The 16,708-nt window shown below is 71.6% G+C and carries 17 protein-coding genes and 2 tRNA genes; 9 read left to right on the forward strand and 10 right to left on the reverse strand.

The features are described from left to right. On the forward strand, positions 1-220 hold a 220-nt coding region (locus tag K313_RS21685), incomplete at its 5' end, for a phosphoenolpyruvate carboxykinase domain-containing protein (RefSeq protein ID WP_034254254.1). Between the two features lie 340 nt (positions 221-560). On the opposite strand, the gene K313_RS0118075 is transcribed toward K313_RS21685, so the two are convergent. Continuing rightward, positions 561-1,196 (reverse strand): hypothetical protein, encoded by a 636-nt coding sequence (locus K313_RS0118075; RefSeq protein WP_029212809.1) that lies wholly within the window; start codon positions 1,194-1,196, stop codon positions 561-563. A gap of 70 nt (positions 1,197-1,266) precedes the next feature. On the opposite strand from K313_RS0118075, the gene K313_RS24020 reads away from it, so the two are divergent. Beyond that, positions 1,267-1,443, forward strand: a complete 177-nt coding sequence (locus tag K313_RS24020; protein ID WP_169516867.1) for a hypothetical protein — start codon at positions 1,267-1,269, stop codon at positions 1,441-1,443. Here the strand turns inward: K313_RS24020 and K313_RS23710 are convergent. Continuing rightward, a complete protein-coding gene (locus K313_RS23710) occupies positions 1,431-1,580 on the reverse strand; it encodes a hypothetical protein (RefSeq protein WP_156911464.1) in 150 nt (49 codons plus the stop codon). The two genes, K313_RS24020 and K313_RS23710, sit on opposite strands and share 13 nt — an antisense overlap. After that, positions 1,580-2,008, reverse strand: coding sequence for a hypothetical protein (locus K313_RS22715; RefSeq protein WP_029212810.1), 429 nt, complete (start codon positions 2,006-2,008; stop codon positions 1,580-1,582). Before K313_RS22715 ends, K313_RS23710 begins: the two co-directional genes overlap by 1 nt. Positions 2,009-2,179: 171 nt before the next feature. Between K313_RS22715 and K313_RS0118095 the strand changes: the two genes are divergently transcribed. From K313_RS0118095 to K313_RS24755, 4 genes are all read left to right on the forward strand, one after another. Continuing rightward, complete coding sequence (locus K313_RS0118095; RefSeq protein ID WP_029212811.1) at positions 2,180-2,920, forward strand: response regulator transcription factor; 741 nt, start codon at positions 2,180-2,182, stop codon at positions 2,918-2,920. Between the two features lie 7 nt (positions 2,921-2,927). Next, a complete protein-coding gene (locus K313_RS0118100; protein ID WP_029212812.1) occupies positions 2,928-4,352 on the forward strand; it encodes a sensor histidine kinase in 1,425 nt (474 codons plus the stop codon). Positions 4,353-4,438: 86 nt separating this feature from the next. After that, the gene (locus K313_RS0118105; RefSeq protein ID WP_029212813.1) at positions 4,439-6,487 is read left to right on the forward strand and encodes an ArnT family glycosyltransferase; all 2,049 of its coding nucleotides are present in this window, start codon (positions 4,439-4,441) and stop codon (positions 6,485-6,487) included. 59 nt (positions 6,488-6,546) lie between these two features. Beyond that, complete coding sequence (locus K313_RS24755; RefSeq protein ID WP_029212814.1) at positions 6,547-7,062, forward strand: GtrA family protein; 516 nt, start codon at positions 6,547-6,549, stop codon at positions 7,060-7,062. Here the strand turns inward: K313_RS24755 and K313_RS0118115 are convergent. The 5 genes from K313_RS0118115 to K313_RS0118135 form a co-directional block, all read right to left on the reverse strand. Further along, positions 7,059-8,282, reverse strand: a complete 1,224-nt coding sequence (locus K313_RS0118115; protein WP_029212815.1) for an acyl-CoA dehydrogenase family protein — start codon at positions 8,280-8,282, stop codon at positions 7,059-7,061. The genes K313_RS24755 and K313_RS0118115 overlap by 4 nt on opposite strands. Positions 8,283-8,457: 175 nt before the next feature. Beyond that, a tRNA-Ser gene (locus K313_RS0118120) sits at positions 8,458-8,548 on the reverse strand. Between the two features lie 65 nt (positions 8,549-8,613). Further along, complete coding sequence (locus tag K313_RS21700; protein WP_029212816.1) at positions 8,614-10,317, reverse strand: LCP family protein; 1,704 nt, start codon at positions 10,315-10,317, stop codon at positions 8,614-8,616. A 185-nt stretch (positions 10,318-10,502) separates the two neighbouring features. Further along, a complete protein-coding gene (locus K313_RS0118130; RefSeq protein ID WP_019285274.1) occupies positions 10,503-10,706 on the reverse strand; it encodes a cold-shock protein in 204 nt (67 codons plus the stop codon). A 310-nt stretch (positions 10,707-11,016) separates the two neighbouring features. Then, positions 11,017-11,106 (reverse strand) — tRNA-Ser (locus K313_RS0118135). 135 nt (positions 11,107-11,241) lie between these two features. Here K313_RS0118135 and K313_RS22720 point away from each other — a divergent pair. After that, positions 11,242-11,625: a hypothetical protein gene (locus K313_RS22720; protein ID WP_019285275.1), complete on the forward strand. Its 384-nt coding sequence runs from the start codon at positions 11,242-11,244 to the stop codon at positions 11,623-11,625. Between the two features lie 55 nt (positions 11,626-11,680). Continuing rightward, positions 11,681-12,058: a hypothetical protein gene (locus K313_RS24310; RefSeq protein ID WP_029212817.1), complete on the forward strand. Its 378-nt coding sequence runs from the start codon at positions 11,681-11,683 to the stop codon at positions 12,056-12,058. Positions 12,059-12,178: 120 nt separating this feature from the next. On the opposite strand, the gene epsC is transcribed toward K313_RS24310, so the two are convergent. Together epsC and cysK are read right to left on the reverse strand one after the other, a co-directional pair. Then, the gene (gene epsC, locus K313_RS0118155) at positions 12,179-12,838 is read right to left on the reverse strand and encodes a serine O-acetyltransferase EpsC (protein ID WP_029212818.1); all 660 of its coding nucleotides are present in this window, start codon (positions 12,836-12,838) and stop codon (positions 12,179-12,181) included. A gap of 57 nt (positions 12,839-12,895) precedes the next feature. After that, a complete protein-coding gene (gene cysK / locus K313_RS0118160) occupies positions 12,896-13,831 on the reverse strand; it encodes a cysteine synthase A (protein ID WP_029212819.1) in 936 nt (311 codons plus the stop codon). Between the two features lie 247 nt (positions 13,832-14,078). Here cysK and K313_RS0118165 point away from each other — a divergent pair. Then, positions 14,079-16,708 (forward strand): (Fe-S)-binding protein (locus K313_RS0118165; RefSeq protein ID WP_029212820.1); only part of this gene is annotated, 2,630 nt, incomplete at its 3' end.

Consider the following 16,708-nt stretch of genomic DNA (forward strand, 5'->3'; position numbering starts at 1 on the left):
CGAGTCGCCGATCGGTCTGCTGCCCAAGCCCGAGGAGATCAACACCGACGGCCTCGACCTCACGGACGAGCAGCTCGCCACGGCCCTCGCGTTCGACAAGGCCGGGTGGGAGCAGGAGCTCCCGATGGTCGAGGAGTGGTTCGGCAAGTTCGGCGACGAGCTGCCGGCCGAGCTGCGCGCCGAGCTCGACGGTCTCAAGGAGCGCGTCTCCAACGCCTGACCCGCCGGGGGTAGGGGCATCGACCGGCCTTCGTCCGCCAGGCTGATGATCCCGCCGGGGGTAGGGGCATCGACCGGCCTTCGTCCGCCAGGCTGATGATCCCGCCGGGGGTAGGGGCATCGACCGGCCTTCGTCCGCCAGGTCGAGGATCCCGCCCCCGGTAGGGGCATCGACCGGCCTTCGTCCGCCAGGCTGATGAGACCAAGGCCGGTCGATCTTTTTCCCCCCGGTATGCCGAAGCCCGGCGCGTGACCTCGTGCAGGCCACGCGCCGGGCTTCGGCATACGACCACTCGGCGGGAGGTGCCCGGCCGCTCGCACCCCGGTCCGGCAGGTCCGCGTCAGCCCGTCGTCACGGCGATCTCGTCGCCGAGACGCCACCCCGGTGCCAGCGGCAGCTGGTCGCCCGACCAGAACCTGCCGGGGTCGTACCAGCTCGACGGGCGACCCGGCTCGAGCAGCCCCATCTCCTCGTAGGTCACCGCCACGACCTCCGCGCAGTAGGCCAGCTCGGGGCGCGCCGAGATCGGTCGCTGCTCGTGCCGCCACGGCAGGTGACCGCGTCGCCCCCGCAGCCACCGGCCCGCGAGGGTCGCGGTGCGCGGGAAGCTCGTGCCGTCCCATCGCGCGATCGTCCGCAGCAGCGCGTCCTCCTGCTCGCGCCCCACCTCAGGGGTGAGCTGCCGCAGGAAGCCCCGCTGGCCGTAGGCGTCGTGCCAGCGGGTCACCGCGTCCCGCAGGTCGTGCAGCTGCACCCCGCGCTGGTGCTGCCCGGTCCACAGGTCCACCAGGCCCTTGCCGAGCTCGGCGTGCCACATCAGGGGCGGCAGGTCGTCGAGCACCACCGCCATACCGACGTGGTTGACGGGGGCGTTGGTGAGGACCTGGATCGCCCGGTCGGCGCCCTTGGCCCCGCGAAAGACCCAGATGTCCCCGGTGCGCGCGTGGTCCACGGCCTGGTCGAGCGTGATCGCCATGCGCCGAGTCTGGCACCCGCGCCGGTCTGAGGCGCCGTGGCTCGGGTGGCGTGGTGGCTATCCTCGTGCCGTGAGACGCATCTCGTGGTGGAAGGTCCTCGGCGCGGCCGGCCTCGCCGGGGTCGCGGCGACCGGCGTCCTGGTGGCACGGGGCGAGCGGCAGCGACGCGCCATGACGCCGGCCGAGGTGCGGTCGCGGCTGCACCGGCGGTATGCCGAGCTCGGCGACCCCTCCTACCGCCGGTAGGCGCGGCGGAGCTGCACGTCGAGCGGAGGCACCCCGGAGCCGCACACCGGGAGCGGGGACAGGTCGAGGCGCGAGCGGCGCGGGGTCGCACGGAGCCGGCGTGCGCTGTGGCGGGCGACGAGCCGTGCGAGCAGCATCAGCTCGCTCCCGTCGCGCCCGGGGCCACCTGGCCCGCTTGCCCCGGCACCTGCTGCCCCGGCACCTGCTGCCCCGGCACCTGCTGGCCCGGCACCTGCTGGCCCGGCAGCTGCCCCGCCTGGCCGGGCCCCTGGCCCGGCATACCGCCTCGTCCGCCACGGAAGCCGCCGCCCGGCCCGCCCGGTCCTCCCATCCGGCCCGTCCCGCCCTCGGTCTGGCTGTTGATGGTCGGCGCGGCGGCGGCGATCGCGCCTCCCCCGATCGAGGCCATGCCGACGGCGAGCGCCGCGGCCCCGGCCGTCTTCCTGCCCGACCACCGGGCGGGGCGCACGGCTGGCGCCACCGAGGCTCCGTCGGACGCTTCTGCCGAGGGCGTCGGTGCAGCGTTGATGGTGTTCGTGGCGTCGTTCTTGAGATTAGGCAACATGTCGGTCTCCTTGCCGGCGGGGTCTCTGGCTGCCACCGACGATCCGGAGCCACGCTGTGGCGGGGCTGTGGCCTCCATGTCGAGGGGCCAAGAGTCCGCCATAGTGGTCCCACAGGATCGCCACAGGAACGACCTGTCACCACCACAGGAAAGCCGGGTGTCATGAGGAGCATGAGCACGCACACCACCTCCACCCCGGCGCTGCGCCGCCTCGACGGCTCCCCCGTCCGGGTCCTCGTCGTCGACGACGAGGCCAACATCGCCGAGCTGCTGTCCATGGCCCTGCGCTACGAGGGCTGGGAGGTGCGCACCGCCGGCACCGGCCTCGACGCGGTCCGCGCCGCACGGGAGTTCAAGCCCGACGCCGTCGCGCTGGACATGATGCTGCCCGACTTCGACGGCATGGAGGTCCTGCGCAAGATGCGTCAGGACGACCCCAACATCCCCGTCCTGTTCCTCACGGCCAAGGACGCCGTCGAGGACCGCGTGGCCGGCCTGACGGCGGGCGGCGACGACTACGTCACCAAGCCGTTCAGCCTCGAGGAGGTCGTCGCGCGGCTGCGAGCCCTCATGCGCCGCACCGCGATCGCGGAGGAGGAGTCCGCGTCGGTGCTCGTCGTCGGCGACCTGGTCATGGACGAGGACGCCCACGAGGTGCGCCGCGGCGACGACGAGATCACGCTGACGGCGACGGAGTTCGAGCTGCTGCGCTATCTGATGCGCAACCCCAAGCGCGTGCTGTCCAAGGCCCAGATCCTGGACCGCGTGTGGAACTACGACTTCGGCGGCCAGGCCAACGTCGTCGAGCTCTACATCTCCTACCTCCGCAAGAAGGTCGACCACGGCCGCGACCCGATGATCCACACCATGCGCGGCGTCGGCTACGTCCTCAAGCCCGCCACCGGCGCCTGACCACCTCATGCGCGTCCGCGACTGGTCGCTGACCACCAAGCTCGTGACCTCGATGGTCGCGCTGTTCCTCGCCGTCACGGTGGCGATGGGCGGCGCGACCGTGCTGGTCATGGACCAGCGCCTCACCCAGCAGGTCGACCAGCAGCTGCTCGAGCAGTCCCAGATGGTCGACCGCGGGGGGCGCTTCGGCGGCGACGACGTGGTCCGGGCCTGCACCAGCCGTCCGCCGGGCACCGGCGAGGGGATGCTGCGCCTGTGCCTGCAGGACGGCAGCGCGGTCAGCGACTACGTCATCTCCGACGGCGACTACTCCCGCCTCACGACCGCGCAGGTCGGCACGATCTCGCAGTCGGGCGTCGGCAGCCAGCCCCGCAGCGTCGACGTCGACGGCCTCGGTGGCTACCGCCTCGTCGCGTCCTACCGCTCCGGCACGACCATCGTCACCGGCATCCCCCTGCAGCGCGTCAAGGCCTCGGTCCAGGAGCTGCTGCGGACGATCACCCTGGCCTCCCTGACCGGCCTCGCGCTCATGGCGCTGGTCGGGATCTGGCTGGTCCGCCGCAGCCTGCGTCCCCTGCGCCGCGTCGCCGACACCGCCACCCGCGTCTCCCAGCTCGACCTGGCGCGCGGCGAGGTGGCCCCCATCGAGCGGGTCCCAGGCGAGCTCACCAGCCGGCGCACCGAGGTCGGCCAGGTCGGCCACGCCCTCAACACCCTCCTCGACAACGTCGACAGCTCCCTCACCGCGCGCCACCAGTCCGAGACCCGCGTCCGGCAGTTCGTGGCCGACGCCTCGCACGAGCTGCGCACACCGCTCGCCTCGATCAGGGGGTATGCCGAGCTCAGCCGCAAGGAGCGCGAACCCGTGCCCGGAGGCGTGCGGCACGCCCTCGACCGCATCGAGTCGGAGGCCAAGCGCATGACCACCCTCGTCGAGGACCTGCTCCTGCTGGCCCGCCTCGACGCCGGTCGCCCCCTCGACCACGCCCCCGTCGACCTGTCGATGCTCGTGCTCGAGTGCGTCAGCGACGCCCAGGTCACCGCACCCGGGCACCGCTGGGAGCTGGACCTGCCCGAGTCGGTCATCGAGACGACCGGCGACCGCGGCCGGCTGCAGCAGGTGCTGGTCAACCTGCTCGCCAACGCCCGCAGCTACACGCCCGAGGGCACCGTCGTGCGCACATCCCTGGGCGTCGAGGGCGACCGCGCGGTCCTGAGGGTGCTGGACGACGGCCCCGGCATACCAGAATCCCTGCAGCCCAACCTCTTCCAGCGGTTCACGCGAGGCGACACCGCCCGCAACCGCGCCGCCGGCTCGACCGGCCTGGGCCTGTCGATCGTCGACGCCGTCGTCAAGGCGCACCACGGCGACGTGCGGGTCGACTCCGTGCCCGGGCGCACGGAGTTCACGGTCACGCTCCCCCTCCGCTAGCCCTCGCCAAGCACCCGACGAGGCCCGTAGGGGCGGCAAAGGGGGTTCATAGGGTCCCCACAACCGCGCGGCCGAACGTTGGTGGCATGACGACCTCGACCCTTCGGCGCAGCGCCCGCGGACCTGCCGCCCCGCGCACCGCCCCTCGCGAACAGCAGCCGGCGACGACGCCATACGCCCAGGGCCGGGCAGCCCGCCTGTGGCGCGGACCGGCCGAGGACCCGAGCTGGGCCCGCCCGTCGCTGGTGATCCTGCTCTGCGCCACGGCGGCGTTCTACCTCTACAACCTCACCAGCTCCGGCTGGGCCAACGCCTTCTACTCCGCCGCCGTGCAGGCGGGCTCGGAGTCGTGGAAGGCCTTCTTCTACGGCAGCTCGGACGCCGCGAGCGCCATCACGGTGGACAAGCCGCCGGCCTCGTTGTGGGTGATGGCCCTGTCCGTGCGGATCTTCGGGCTCAGCTCGTTCGCGATCCTGCTGCCCGAGGTTCTCATGGGCGTGGCATCGGTGGGCGTCCTCTACGCCACGATCAAGCGCCACTTCGGTGCCGCCGCGGGCCTGATCGCCGGTGCCACGCTGGCGCTCACGCCCGTCGCGACGCTGATGTTCCGGTTCAACAACCCGGACGCGCTGCTGGTGCTGCTCATGACCCTCGGCGCCTGGGCCACCGTCAAGGCCGTCGACGAGGGCCGCGCCCGCTGGCTCGTCGCCACCGGCGTCCTCCTCGGGTTCGGCTTCCTCACCAAGACCCTCCAGGTGTTCCTGGTCCTGCCGGCGTTCGCGCTCGCCTACCTCCTCGCCGCCGACACGACGCTCGGCCGCCGCATCCAGCACCTGCTCGCGGCCGGGCTCGCGATGGTCCTCTCTGCCGGCTGGTGGGTCGCGATCGTCGAGCTCGTGCCCGCCTCCGCCCGCCCCTACATCGGCGGGTCGCAGACCAACTCCTTCCTCGAGCTGACCTTCGGCTACAACGGGTTCGGGCGCCTCACCGGCGACGAGACCGGGTCCGTGGGCGGTGGCAACGGGTGGGGCCAGACGGGTCTGACGCGCCTGTTCGACGCCGAGATCGGCGGGCAGATCTCCTGGCTGCTGCCGTCCGCGCTGCTGCTGCTCGTCACCGGTCTCGTGATGCGTGGGCGCCTCCCCCGCACCGACGGCCGCCGCGCCCAGCTGGTCGTGTGGGGCGGCTGGCTCGTGATCACGGCCCTCACCTTCAGCCTCATGGCGGGCATCTTCCACGCCTACTACACCGTCGCCCTGGCCCCGGCCGTGGCCGCGGTGGTCGCCATCGGCGCCACCCTCGCCTGGGAGCGTCGCGACCGGTTCGGTATGACGACCCTCGCGGCCGCCACCGCCATCGCGTCGGCCTGGTCCTTCGTCCTGCTCGCCCGCTCGGCCGACTTCCTGCCCTGGCTGCGCTGGGTCGTGGTCGTCCTCGGCCTGGCCGCCGCCCTGCTGATGCTGGTGCTCGACCGGATCCACGCCTCGGCGGTCAAGGTCGTGGCCGGGGCCGCCCTCGTCGCGGTCCTCGCCGGGCCCGCGGCCTGCAGCGCGCAGACGGTGACCACCGCGCACACCGGCTCGATCGTCACCGCCGGCCCGTCGACCGGGTCCGGCACGGGCGGTCCCGGCGGCGGCCCGGGCGGGATGGGTGGCACGCCCCCGCAGGGCACCGCCAACGGCGCCACCGGCACCACCAACGGTCCGACCACCGGACGTGGTGGCATGGCCGGCGGCATGGGTGGAGGCATGGGCGGCCTGCTCGGCGCCAGCACCCCCTCGACCGAGGTCGTGAGCGCGCTGTCCGCCGACGCCGACAGCTACACCTGGGTCGCGGCCGCCGTCGGGTCCCAGAACGCGGCCGGCCTACAGCTCGCCACCGAGCAGCCGGTGATGGCGCTCGGCGGCTTCAACGGCACCGACCCGTCGCCGACCCTGGCGCAGTTCCAGGCCTACGTCGCCTCCGGGCAGATCCACTACCTGCTCGCCTCCGGCGGGATGGGCGCCATGGGCGGCTCCTGGACCGAGACGTCCACCACCAGCCAGATCCTGGCCTGGGCGGCCGCGAGCTACCAGACGGTGAGCATCGACGGCACGACGTTCTACGACCTCACCCAGCCGCTCGCGGCGTCCTGACGAGGCGCCGGGCTCCGACATACCTGCTCCGACCGACCCCCCACGGAAAGGCTCAGACGATGGCACCCACCACCTCACCCGAGGCACCCGACCGCGAGCCAGCGCAGGGGCGTCCGGCCGCTGGGCTCGCCACGCAGCTGGGCAGGTTCGCGACGATCGGGGTGGCGAGCACGGTGCTCCACCTCGGGATGTTCGCGGCGCTGACCGGAGCGCTCGGAGCGTTGTCGGCCAACCTGGTGGCGCTGCTCGTCGCCACGGTCCTCAACACCGCCGCCAACCGGGCCTGGACCTTCGAGGTGCGGGGCCGGCAGGACGCGCTGCGGCACCAGCTGCAGGGCCTGGCGGTGTTCGCGGTCACCTGGGGTCTCACGAGCCTCGCGCTGCTCGGGCTGCAGACCGCGGCACCAGGGGCCCCGGCCGGCGTGCAGACCGCCGTCGTCGCGGTCGCCAACGTGGTCTCGACGCTGGTCCGGTTCGTCGCCCTGCGCCGATGGATGGCCGCGCCGGACCGCGGGGCCTCCGACGTCGAGGCGTCGACGGTCGAGCGCCACCCGGAGCTCGAGCCGCTGGCCTAGCCCGAGAACCGCCGCAGCTCGTGGCGCGCCACGGCCATCAGGTGCACCTCGTCGGGGCCGTCGGCGATGTGCATCTGGCGGGCGTAGGCGTTGAGCTCGCCCAGCGGCGAGTCCTGCGAGAGCCCGAGGGCGCCGTGGGCCTGGATCGCCCGGTCGACGACGGTGCTCGCCATCGTGGGGGCCACGACCTTGAGCGCCGAGATCGCCGCCGCCGAGTCCTGGTCGTCCTGGTGGTCCAGCGACCAGGCCGCGCGGTAGGCCAGCCACCGGGCCTGGTCGATCGCCACGCGAGACTGCGCGACCCACTCCTGCACGAGCCCGTGCTGCGCCAGCGGCCGCCCGAAGGCCACGCGCCGCGGCACCCGCTCGGCCATCAGGTCGAAGGCCCGCTCCGCGACGCCCACCAGCTTGAGGCAGTGCGTGAGGCGGGTCGGCGCCATGCGGGCCTGGGCCAGCGCGAAGCCGCGGTTGAGCTCGCCGACCACGTTGACCAGCGGCACCCGCACGTCCTCGAAGACGACCTCGCCGTGCCCCCCGGTGTAGGGGTCGTCGTAGCCCAGCACCGACATCGCCCGCACGACCTGCACGCCCGGGGTGTCCCGCGGCACGATCACGACCGAGTGCTGCAGGTGCCGCTGGCCGCGCGGGTTGGACTTGCCCATCACCAGCATCACGCGGCAGTCGGGAGCCATGGCCCCGCTCGACCACCACTTGCGGCCGTTGATCACGACCTCCTGGGTCTGCTCGTCGACCTCGATGGAGGTGGAGATGTTGCCCGCGTCCGACGAGGCGACGTCCGGCTCGGTCATCGCGAAGGACGAGCGGATCTCGCCGGCCGCCAGCGGTGCGAGCCAGCGCTCCTGCTGCTCCGGCGTGCCGTGGCGCAGCAGCAGCTCCATGTTGCCCACGTCGGGGCTGTTGGCGTTGATCGCCTCCGGCGCCAGGTGCGGCGACCGTCCCGACAGCTCGACGACGGGGGCGAGGTCGAGGTGGCTCAGCCCCGAGCCGTAGGGCGCGGGCAGGCCGAGGTTCCACAGCCCGGCGGCGCGGGCCTGGTCCGCCAGCCGCGCCATGACGGCGGGGCGGGTCCACCGGTGCTCGGCATCCAGCTCGGCGACCTCGCGCCGGGCCACGGCCTCGGCGGGATAGACCTCCTCCTGGAGGAAGTCGGCCATCCGGTCGCGCCACTGCTCCTGCACCGGAGACAAAGAGAAGTCCATGCCATCACGTTAAGGCGTGCCTCACCCTGGCCGTGACCGGGGTCTCACTTCGGACAGTGCGCCCGTATGCCGAGACGGCGGCCGGGTCGGCATACGGCCGGGAGGGCTGGTCGCGGGGAGACGCGAGAGCCCCCGACCGCTGTGGTCGGGGGCTCTCGATCCCTCGTGAGGGGTGTGGCGGAGGTGGCGGGATTTGAACCCGCGAGAGGTTTTCAACCTCAACCCGCTTAGCAGGCGGGCGCACTAGGCCACTATGCGACACCTCCAGTGCAACTTGCCCAGGCTACCGGTCGGGCGCGGGCCGGAGCAAAACGTCCGGCCCGCGCGCCGGTCAGCCCTTGCTGGTGTCGCTGCAGACGTCGTCGCTCGCGACCTTGGCCTGCAGGGTCGGCGTGCTCGACGTGGTGCTGCCCGGCACCGGGGCCGCCGTGATCGGCTGCGCCGGCAGCGGCGTCGTGCCCGAGCGGTTGGGCACCGCCACGACCTTGGGGGCGCCGCGTCCGACGGATACCCGCACCGGGGCGCCGGCGGCACCGTCGGCCCTGAGCGTCGCGCCGGGGAAGGCGAGCGCCACCTCCTGGGCCTGCGCGAGCTGGGCCGCGGAGTGGTGGACGACCACGCCGTTGCTCGGCGAGGCGGCCGCCGTGACGGCGCCGACCGTGAAGCCCTGCACGCGCAGCGCTTGGGCGACCTGGCCGCCGAGACCGCTCGTGCCCGAGGAGTTCTCGACGCTCACGGTGACCGAGCTCGGCGCCACGGTCGGGGTCGCGCTCGGGGAGGCGGAGGCGGAGCTCGAGGCGCCGGTCGTGCCGGGCCACGGCTTGTCCTCGCGCAGGATCTCCCACAGGTCGGTGGCGGCCGGGCTCAGCTGCACCCGGTCACGGTTGGCGGGGTAGGGCTCGACCGGAGCGGTGATGAACCGGATGCCGGCGGGCCGCAGCTCGCGCAGCTGGGAGGCGAGGCCGGACAGCGAGGAGACGTTGGCGAGGTCGGCGTCGGTCTTGAGCGACTTGGTGGCCGCGTCGAGGACGTTGTAGAGCTTCGGCGGGTTCAGCAGCACGCCGGTCGAGGTCGCCTGGCGCACCACGGCCGCAAGGAAGTCCTGCTGCAGCCGCACCCGACCGGTGTCGGACCCGTCGCCGACGCCGTGGCGCGTGCGCACGAAGGCCAGCGCCTGCTCTCCGTCGAGCCGGTGCCGTCCGGCCGCGAGGTCGAGCCCGCTGTACTTGTCCTTGACCGGGGAGGTCGTGCAGATCTCGACGGTGCCCATCGCGTCCACGATGTTCTTGAAGCCGGTGAAGTCCACCGTCATGACGTGGTCGATCGAGACGCCGGTGTTCTGCATGACCGTGGCCACGACGCAGCTGACGCCGCCGTCCTCGATGTTTGAGTTGAAGATCCTCTTGCTCCACTGGGTGACCGGGGCGTCGATGACACAACCAGGCCCGGTTGCGGCCTGCGTCGACGTGGGGCTGCTCGTCGGCGAGGTCGCCGTGGCGGACGCTGAGGCGGAGCCAGCGGACTCGCCCTTGCGCGGCGGAGCGGGGATCATCGCGTCGCGCGGGATGGAGACGACGACGGCCGAGCGCCGGTCCGCCGCCAGGTGCACGAGCATCGTGGTGTCGGACCGCAGGCCCGGGTCCTTGGTGGGGTCGCCGTAGGCGCTGTTGGCGCCCTCCCGCGTGTCCACCCCCATGACGAGGATGTTCATCGCCGTGTGGCCGGTGGTCGGGTCGGTGGTGGCATCGGGGGCCGGCTTCAGCAGGTCGTCGGTGATGTCGAGCGAGGACAGGTTGCCGTTGAGCCGGTATGCCGCGTACAGCCCGCCACCCAGGACCACCGCGAGGACCACGACGAGGGCGATGACGATGCCCTTGAGGATCGGCCGACGACGACGGCGCCTCATGGCACGCAGCTCTCGTCGGGTGAGATCGGCGGGCACCGTGGGCTCCGAGGTGGTGGAGCCGTCCGGTGCCGATCCACCCGGCGTGGAGGCCGTCGAGCCCGGGCGCGCGGACTCGTCAGGATCCTTCACGGGGAGACCTTTCAGGTTGGCGACGGCAGGCGTTGGCCGGCCAGACTTCCGACGAGTGTATCGACGCAGCCTGGGCGCACCCTCCTGTTGACGCCAAGAGCCCCCGACAGGTTGCCTGTCGGGGGCTCTGGTCTCCGGGGCCGGCTCCGAGGGAGCCGGTCAGCGCCGGAGGAGATCGTCGGGGATCAGATGGGGCGAACAGCGTCCGCCTGCGGGCCCTTGGGGCCCTGGGTGACCTCGAACTCGACGCGCTGCGCCTCGTCGAGGCTGCGGTAGCCGTTGCTCTGGATCGCGGAGTAGTGGACGAACACGTCCGGACCGCCACCATCCTGAGCGATGAAGCCGAAGCCCTTCTCAGCGTTGAACCACTTAACGGTGCCCTGTGCCATGGGTATTACTACTTTCGTTATGTCTGGCTATGACCGGGGAGCAGGATGCTCGCCGTCCAGATTGCCTTACCCCCCACGTCACGGGACATGCCCGTCCTTCGTGAACAACCCCCGCGCGCCCGACCTGTCGAGATCAGAAGGCGGAGGGTTACATCTACGTCTTGCGAGGAACTGCTTCAGCAACCACTCCCAAACCTACCATCGGGGTCGTCCGCTGGGGTCCCCGGGAGGTGAACAATCGTGACTGCACCGGTGGCTGCAACGATCCGTCGGCACCAGTCTCGCGCCATCGATCCGTGGACGTCCAGGGCGGAGGGCGTGGGATTCGAACCCACGAAGCCGGGGCTACCGACTTAGCGGTTTTCAAGACCGCCGCACTAGGCCACTATGCGAGCCCTCCCGACCCGCCGGCTTCGTGCGGGACCTCCACAGCCTACCGGGACGGGGCCGGCAAAAAGTTAGCCGGAGGGTCATAAGGCGCAGGCGCGCGGGGCATGGGGACGACAGGCATTCACTCCTACCGGAAGGATCCATCATGCTCAACAAGCTCAGCTTCCTCGCCGGCGTCGGCGCTGGGTACGTCCTGGGTGCACGTGGCGGTCGCGGTCAGTACGACGCCCTGAAGCACCGCTCGACCTCGGCGCTGCAGAACCCGTCCGTCCAGAGCAAGATCGCGGACGCCGCGCAGGCGGTCAAGGCCCAGACCCCGCCGCAGGCGCACGGGCTGGTGGACAAGGCCGTGAGCGCCGTCTCCGGCGGCGCCGCCCCGGCGACGACGTCCACCTCGACGTCCTCCTCCACCTACACCACCGGGGTCACCCCGGCCACGGGCGTCCGCACGGACTACACGGCCGACCCCGTCGGCATGCCCAACACCCCGTCCAGCACGGGCCTCGGCACCGACGGCCGTCTCGCCTGAGATCCTGTCGTCGACGACCGCTGCTGCGGTCACCCCCCTCACCTAGGAGATACACATGCAGAAGCGACTGATGTTCATCGCCGGCGCCGGCCTCGGCTACGTCCTCGGCGCCCGCGCTGGCCAGGGCCGCTACCAGCAGATCAAGTCCCAGGCGGACTCGGTCTGGAACGACCCCCGTGTCCAGGAGAAGGTCTCCCTGGCCACGGAGGCCGTCAAGGAGAAGGCCCCCGTCGTGCAGGCCAAGGCCCAGGAGGCCGCCGCGGCCGCCCAGGCCAAGGCGCAGGACGCCGCCGGTGCCGCCCAGGTCAAGGCGCAGGGTGCTGCGGCCGCCGCCAAGGCCAAGGTGACCGGCGACCACTCCGGCAACCAGATCGGCGTCGAGAGCTCGAGCGACGTGGAGCCCCAGACCGTCAAGTACGAGTCGGGCCGCTGACCCAGCTGCCCCCAGCACGACGAGGCGCCGCATCCCAGAAGGGGTGCGGCGCCTCGTCGTGCAGCGGGCGTCGGGCAGCAGCCGTCGGGCGGTCGCTGCCGTGCTGCGGCCCGAGCGGACCTAGATCCAGACGGCGGGGTCGTCGTACATCGCGTCCGTGGGGCTCTGGTCCGGCCCCGGGATGCGGACCTGCGCCGGGATCCCGACGGCGACGGCGTTGGCCGGGACGTCCTTGACCACCACGGCGTTGGCGCCGACCTGCGCGCCGTCGCCGAGGGTGATCGCCCCGAGCACGCGAGCGCCGGACCCGATCGTGACGCCATTGCCGAGGGTGGGGTGCCGCTTGCCCTTGGCGAGCGAGCGGCCGCCCAGGTTGACGCTGTTGTAGAGCATGCAGTCGTCACCGATCTCCGCGGTCTCGCCGATGACGACACCCATCCCGTGGTCGATGAAGAAGCGCCGACCGATCGAGGCGCCCGGGTGGATCTCGACGCCCGTCACGGCTCGAGCCACGTTGGACAGCAGCCGCGCCGGGAGCCGCAGCGAGGGCCGCTGCCACAGCTGGTGCGTCAGGCGGTGGGACCAGATGGCGTGCAGGCCCGGCGAGACGAGGGCCATCTGCAGGCGCCCCGTCGCCGCCGGGTCCCGCTCGATCGCCGCGTCGAGGTCCTCGAGGACCCCGGCGACGAAGCCGACCCGACCCTGTCGCTGCGTCACGAGCGGGGCGAGGTTGACGCCGGCCTTGGCGCGATAGGCCTCGGCGGTGGAGAAGGTCGTCATGTCATCAGCTCATCTCGTGTCGCGAGTGGGACGGCGGGCGGTTCGGCATACGGCCGATCAGGAGCTGATGCCCTCGAACAGCACGGTGGACAGGTAGCGCTCCCCGAAGGACGGGATGATGACCACGATGGTCTTGCCGGCGTTCTCGGGACGGGCGGCGACCTGCGACGCGGCGTAGAGCGCGGCGCCGGAGGACAGACCGACGAGCAGCCCCTCCTGCGTGGCGGCCTTGCGGGCCCACTCCACCGACTGGTCGATGTTGACGTCGATGACCTCGTCGTAGATCTCCGTGTCGAGGACGTCGGGGACGAAGTTGGCGCCGATGCCCTGGATCTTGTGCGGACCGGCCTGGCCACCGTTGAGGATGGCGGACTCGGCGGGCTCCACGGCGACCATCTGCACGCCCGGCTTGCGCTCCTTGAGCACCTGGCCGACGCCCGTGATGGTGCCGCCGGTGCCGATGCCGGCCACGACGATGTCGACCGTGCCGTCGGTGTCGGCCCAGATCTCCTCGGCCGTCGTGGTGCGGTGGATCTCGGGGTTCGCGGCGTTGGCGAACTGGCGGGCCAGCACCCCGTCACGCTCCTTGGCGATCTCCTCGGCCTTGTTGACGGCGCCCTTCATGCCCTCGGAGCCGGGGGTGAGGACCAGCTCGGCGCCGTACGCCTTGAGCAGGGCCTTGCGCTCGGAGCTCATCGTCTCGGGCATGGTCAGCACGACCTTGTAGCCGCGGGCCGCACCGACCATGGCCAGCGCGATCCCGGTGTTGCCGGAGGTCGCCTCGACGATGGTGCCGCCCGGCATGAGCTCGCCGGCCTGCTCGGCGGCGTCGACGATGGCGACTCCGATGCGGTCCTTGACCGAGCTGGCGGGGTTGTAGAACTCGAGCTTGGCCGCGACGGTGGTGCCGCGGTCCTTGGTGTCGATGATCCGGTTGATGCGCACGAGGGGCGTGCGGCCGACGATCGCAGTGACGTCGTTGTGGATGGGCATGGGTGCGTGCTCCGCTCTGTCGATGGCTGACGGCCTGATGGCTGTGTGGGCCTGCCGAGGTCTCGTCCGAGGCAACGTCCGAGGGTCGCAGGTGATTCCCACGTTATCGCTTGTCCAACATTGTGTTATGAGAACGACCTCAACGCAGCCTCATCCCACCGACCGGACCCGTCCGGGCTAGCGATCCCCGTCACACATCACTCGTCAGGCATGCCCTCATGTCACTACCCGACCGTAGGATCACCGCATGTCAGCACTGCAGATCACGGCCCTCGTGCTGTGCTTCGTGATCCCGAGCATCGGATGGCTCCTGCTCTTCCGGCAGGTCTTCCGCTTCACCCGGGTGTTCCGCTCAGGTCAGCCCGACCCCACGCGGACCGACCAGCCGGCCAGGCGCACCATGACGCTCGTCCGGGAGTTCCTCGGTCACACCCGGATGGCGCGCCTGCCCTGGGTCTCGATCGCCCACTGGTTCACGGCCCTGTCCTTCTTCGTCCTCTTCTCGACGCTGGTCAACGCCTTCTTCCAGCTCGTGTGGGCCGACTTCCGACTGCCGCTGATCGGCCACTTCCCGCCCTTCGAGTGGCTCGTCGAGCTCCTCGCCTGGGGCGGCCTGCTCGGCATCATCTTCCTGATCGTCGTCCGGCAGCGGCAGCACCCCCGCAGCGCCGCGGGCTCCGACGGACGCCGCTCGCGGTTCTTCGGCTCCACCTGGTGGCAGGCCTACTACGTCGAGTTCACGATCCTCGCCGTCACGATCTGCATCCTGTCGCTGCGCTCCCAGGAGGCGGCGCTGCTCAAGCTCACCTCGCCCGAGGAGAGCATCGGCCTGCACTTCCCGCTGACCGGCTGGATGTCCGGGCTCTGGGGCAACCTGTCCGAGCCGTGGCTGCGCGAGTCGATCTACCTCGTCGCGATGATCAAGATCCTCGTGTCCTTCGCCTGGATGATCACCATCGCCCTCCAGCCCACGATGGGTGTGGCCTGGCACCGCTTCCTCGCGTTCTTCAACATCTGGTTCAAGCGCAACGCCGACGGGCGCACCAGCCTCGGCGCGCTGCAGCCGATGTCCATCGACGGCAAGCCGTTCTCGATGGACGCCATGGAGGACCTGGACGAGGACTCCTCGATGGGCGTCGCCAAGGCCGAGGACCTCACGTGGAAGCAGCTCCTCGACGTCACCACCTGCACCGAGTGCGGCCGCTGCCAGTCGCAGTGTCCCGCGTGGAACACCGACAAGCCCCTCTCCCCCAAGCTGCTCGTCATGACGCTGCGCGACCACGCGCACGCCAAGGCGCCGTGGATGACCGCGTCCGAGGAGGCCCGCGCGGGCCTGCCGGAGCACACCAAGGCGCTCGCGCACATGCCTCTCGTCGGCCAGACCGGGTATGACGAGGCGCACCCCCTCACGGCATACGACGCACTCGGTCCCGACGCCGTCATCGACGAGGACGTGCTGTGGTCCTGCACGACCTGCGGCGCGTGCGTCGAGCAGTGCCCCGTCGACATCGAGCACGTCGACGCCATCGTCGACATGCGCCGCAACCAGGTGCTGATCGAGTCGGCGTTCCCGGCCGAGCTCGGCGGGCTCTTCAAGAACATGGAGTCCAAGGGCAACCCGTGGGGCATGGCGCAGCGCGCCCGCCTCGACTGGGCCAAGGACCTGCCGTTCCCGGTCAAGCAGGTCGGCAAGGACGTCGAGGACCTGTCCGAGGTCGACTACCTCTTCTGGGTCGGCTGCGCCGGCGCCTTCGAGGACCGCGCCAAGAAGACCTCGCGCGCCGTCGCCGAGCTGCTCGACACCGCCGGCGTCTCGTTCGCCGTCCTCGGCGACGGCGAGACCTGCACCGGCGACTCCGCGCGCCGCGCCGGCAACGAGGTCCTCTTCCAGATGCTCGCCCAGCAGAACGTCGAGCAGCTCAACGAGGCCGGCGCCACCAAGATCGTCGTGACCTGCGCGCACTGCTTCAACACCATCAAGAACGAGTACCCGCAGGTGGGTGGCGACTACGAGGTGCTGCACCACACGCAGCTGCTCAACCGCCTGGTGCGCGAGAAGCGCCTGGTCCCCGTCTCGCGCCCGGCCGAGGTGCCCGCGAAGTCCACCAACAAGAACCCCGCCTCGAGCGCACCCGTCGTGACCTACCACGACCCCTGCTACCTCGGACGGCACAACAACGTGTATGCCCCGCCGCGCGAGCTCATCGGGTCGCTGCCCGGCGTCGAGCTGCGCGAGATGCCCCGCCACGGCGAGACGTCCTTCTGCTGCGGCGCCGGCGGCGCGCGCATGTGGATGGAGGAGAAGCTCGGCACCCGCATCAACATGAACCGCACCGAGGAGGCGCTCGCCACGGGCGCCGACCGGATCGCGGTGGGCTGCCCCTTCTGCCGCGTCATGCTGTCCGATGGCGTCACCGCCAAGGAGGCCGACGACTCCGCGGTCGAGTCGGTCGAGGTCGTCGACGTCGCCCAGATGCTCCTGGCCGCCGTGCGGCGCGCCGACGAGGTCGAGGCGCCGGTCGAACCGGCTGCCGAGGCCGCGTCGACGGGTGCAGCCGACGATGCCGCAGCTGCGGCGGCGTCCGGCACGGCCGGGGTCGCCGCCGCCGGCGCACCCGAGGGCATCAAGCCCGACGACGACGACCGGCAGACCAGCACCACCCCTGCCGAGGAGGCCAAGGCGGAGGAGCAGGAGGCGGTGCGCGTCCCGGAGGAGAACGACGAGCAGGCCGTCCACGCCGCCAACGACGCCGACCCCTGGGACGAGGACGACACCGCCACCCCGGCACCCGTCGCCCCGACCCAGCCGGAGTCGAAGCCCACGCCTGCACCGGCCCCCGATGCTGCCACCGACGACGCCAAGGACCCCTGGGACGA

It is taken from the genome of Arsenicicoccus bolidensis DSM 15745 (genome assembly GCF_000426385.1).
Classification (GTDB): Bacteria; Actinomycetota; Actinomycetes; order Actinomycetales; family Dermatophilaceae; genus Arsenicicoccus; species Arsenicicoccus bolidensis.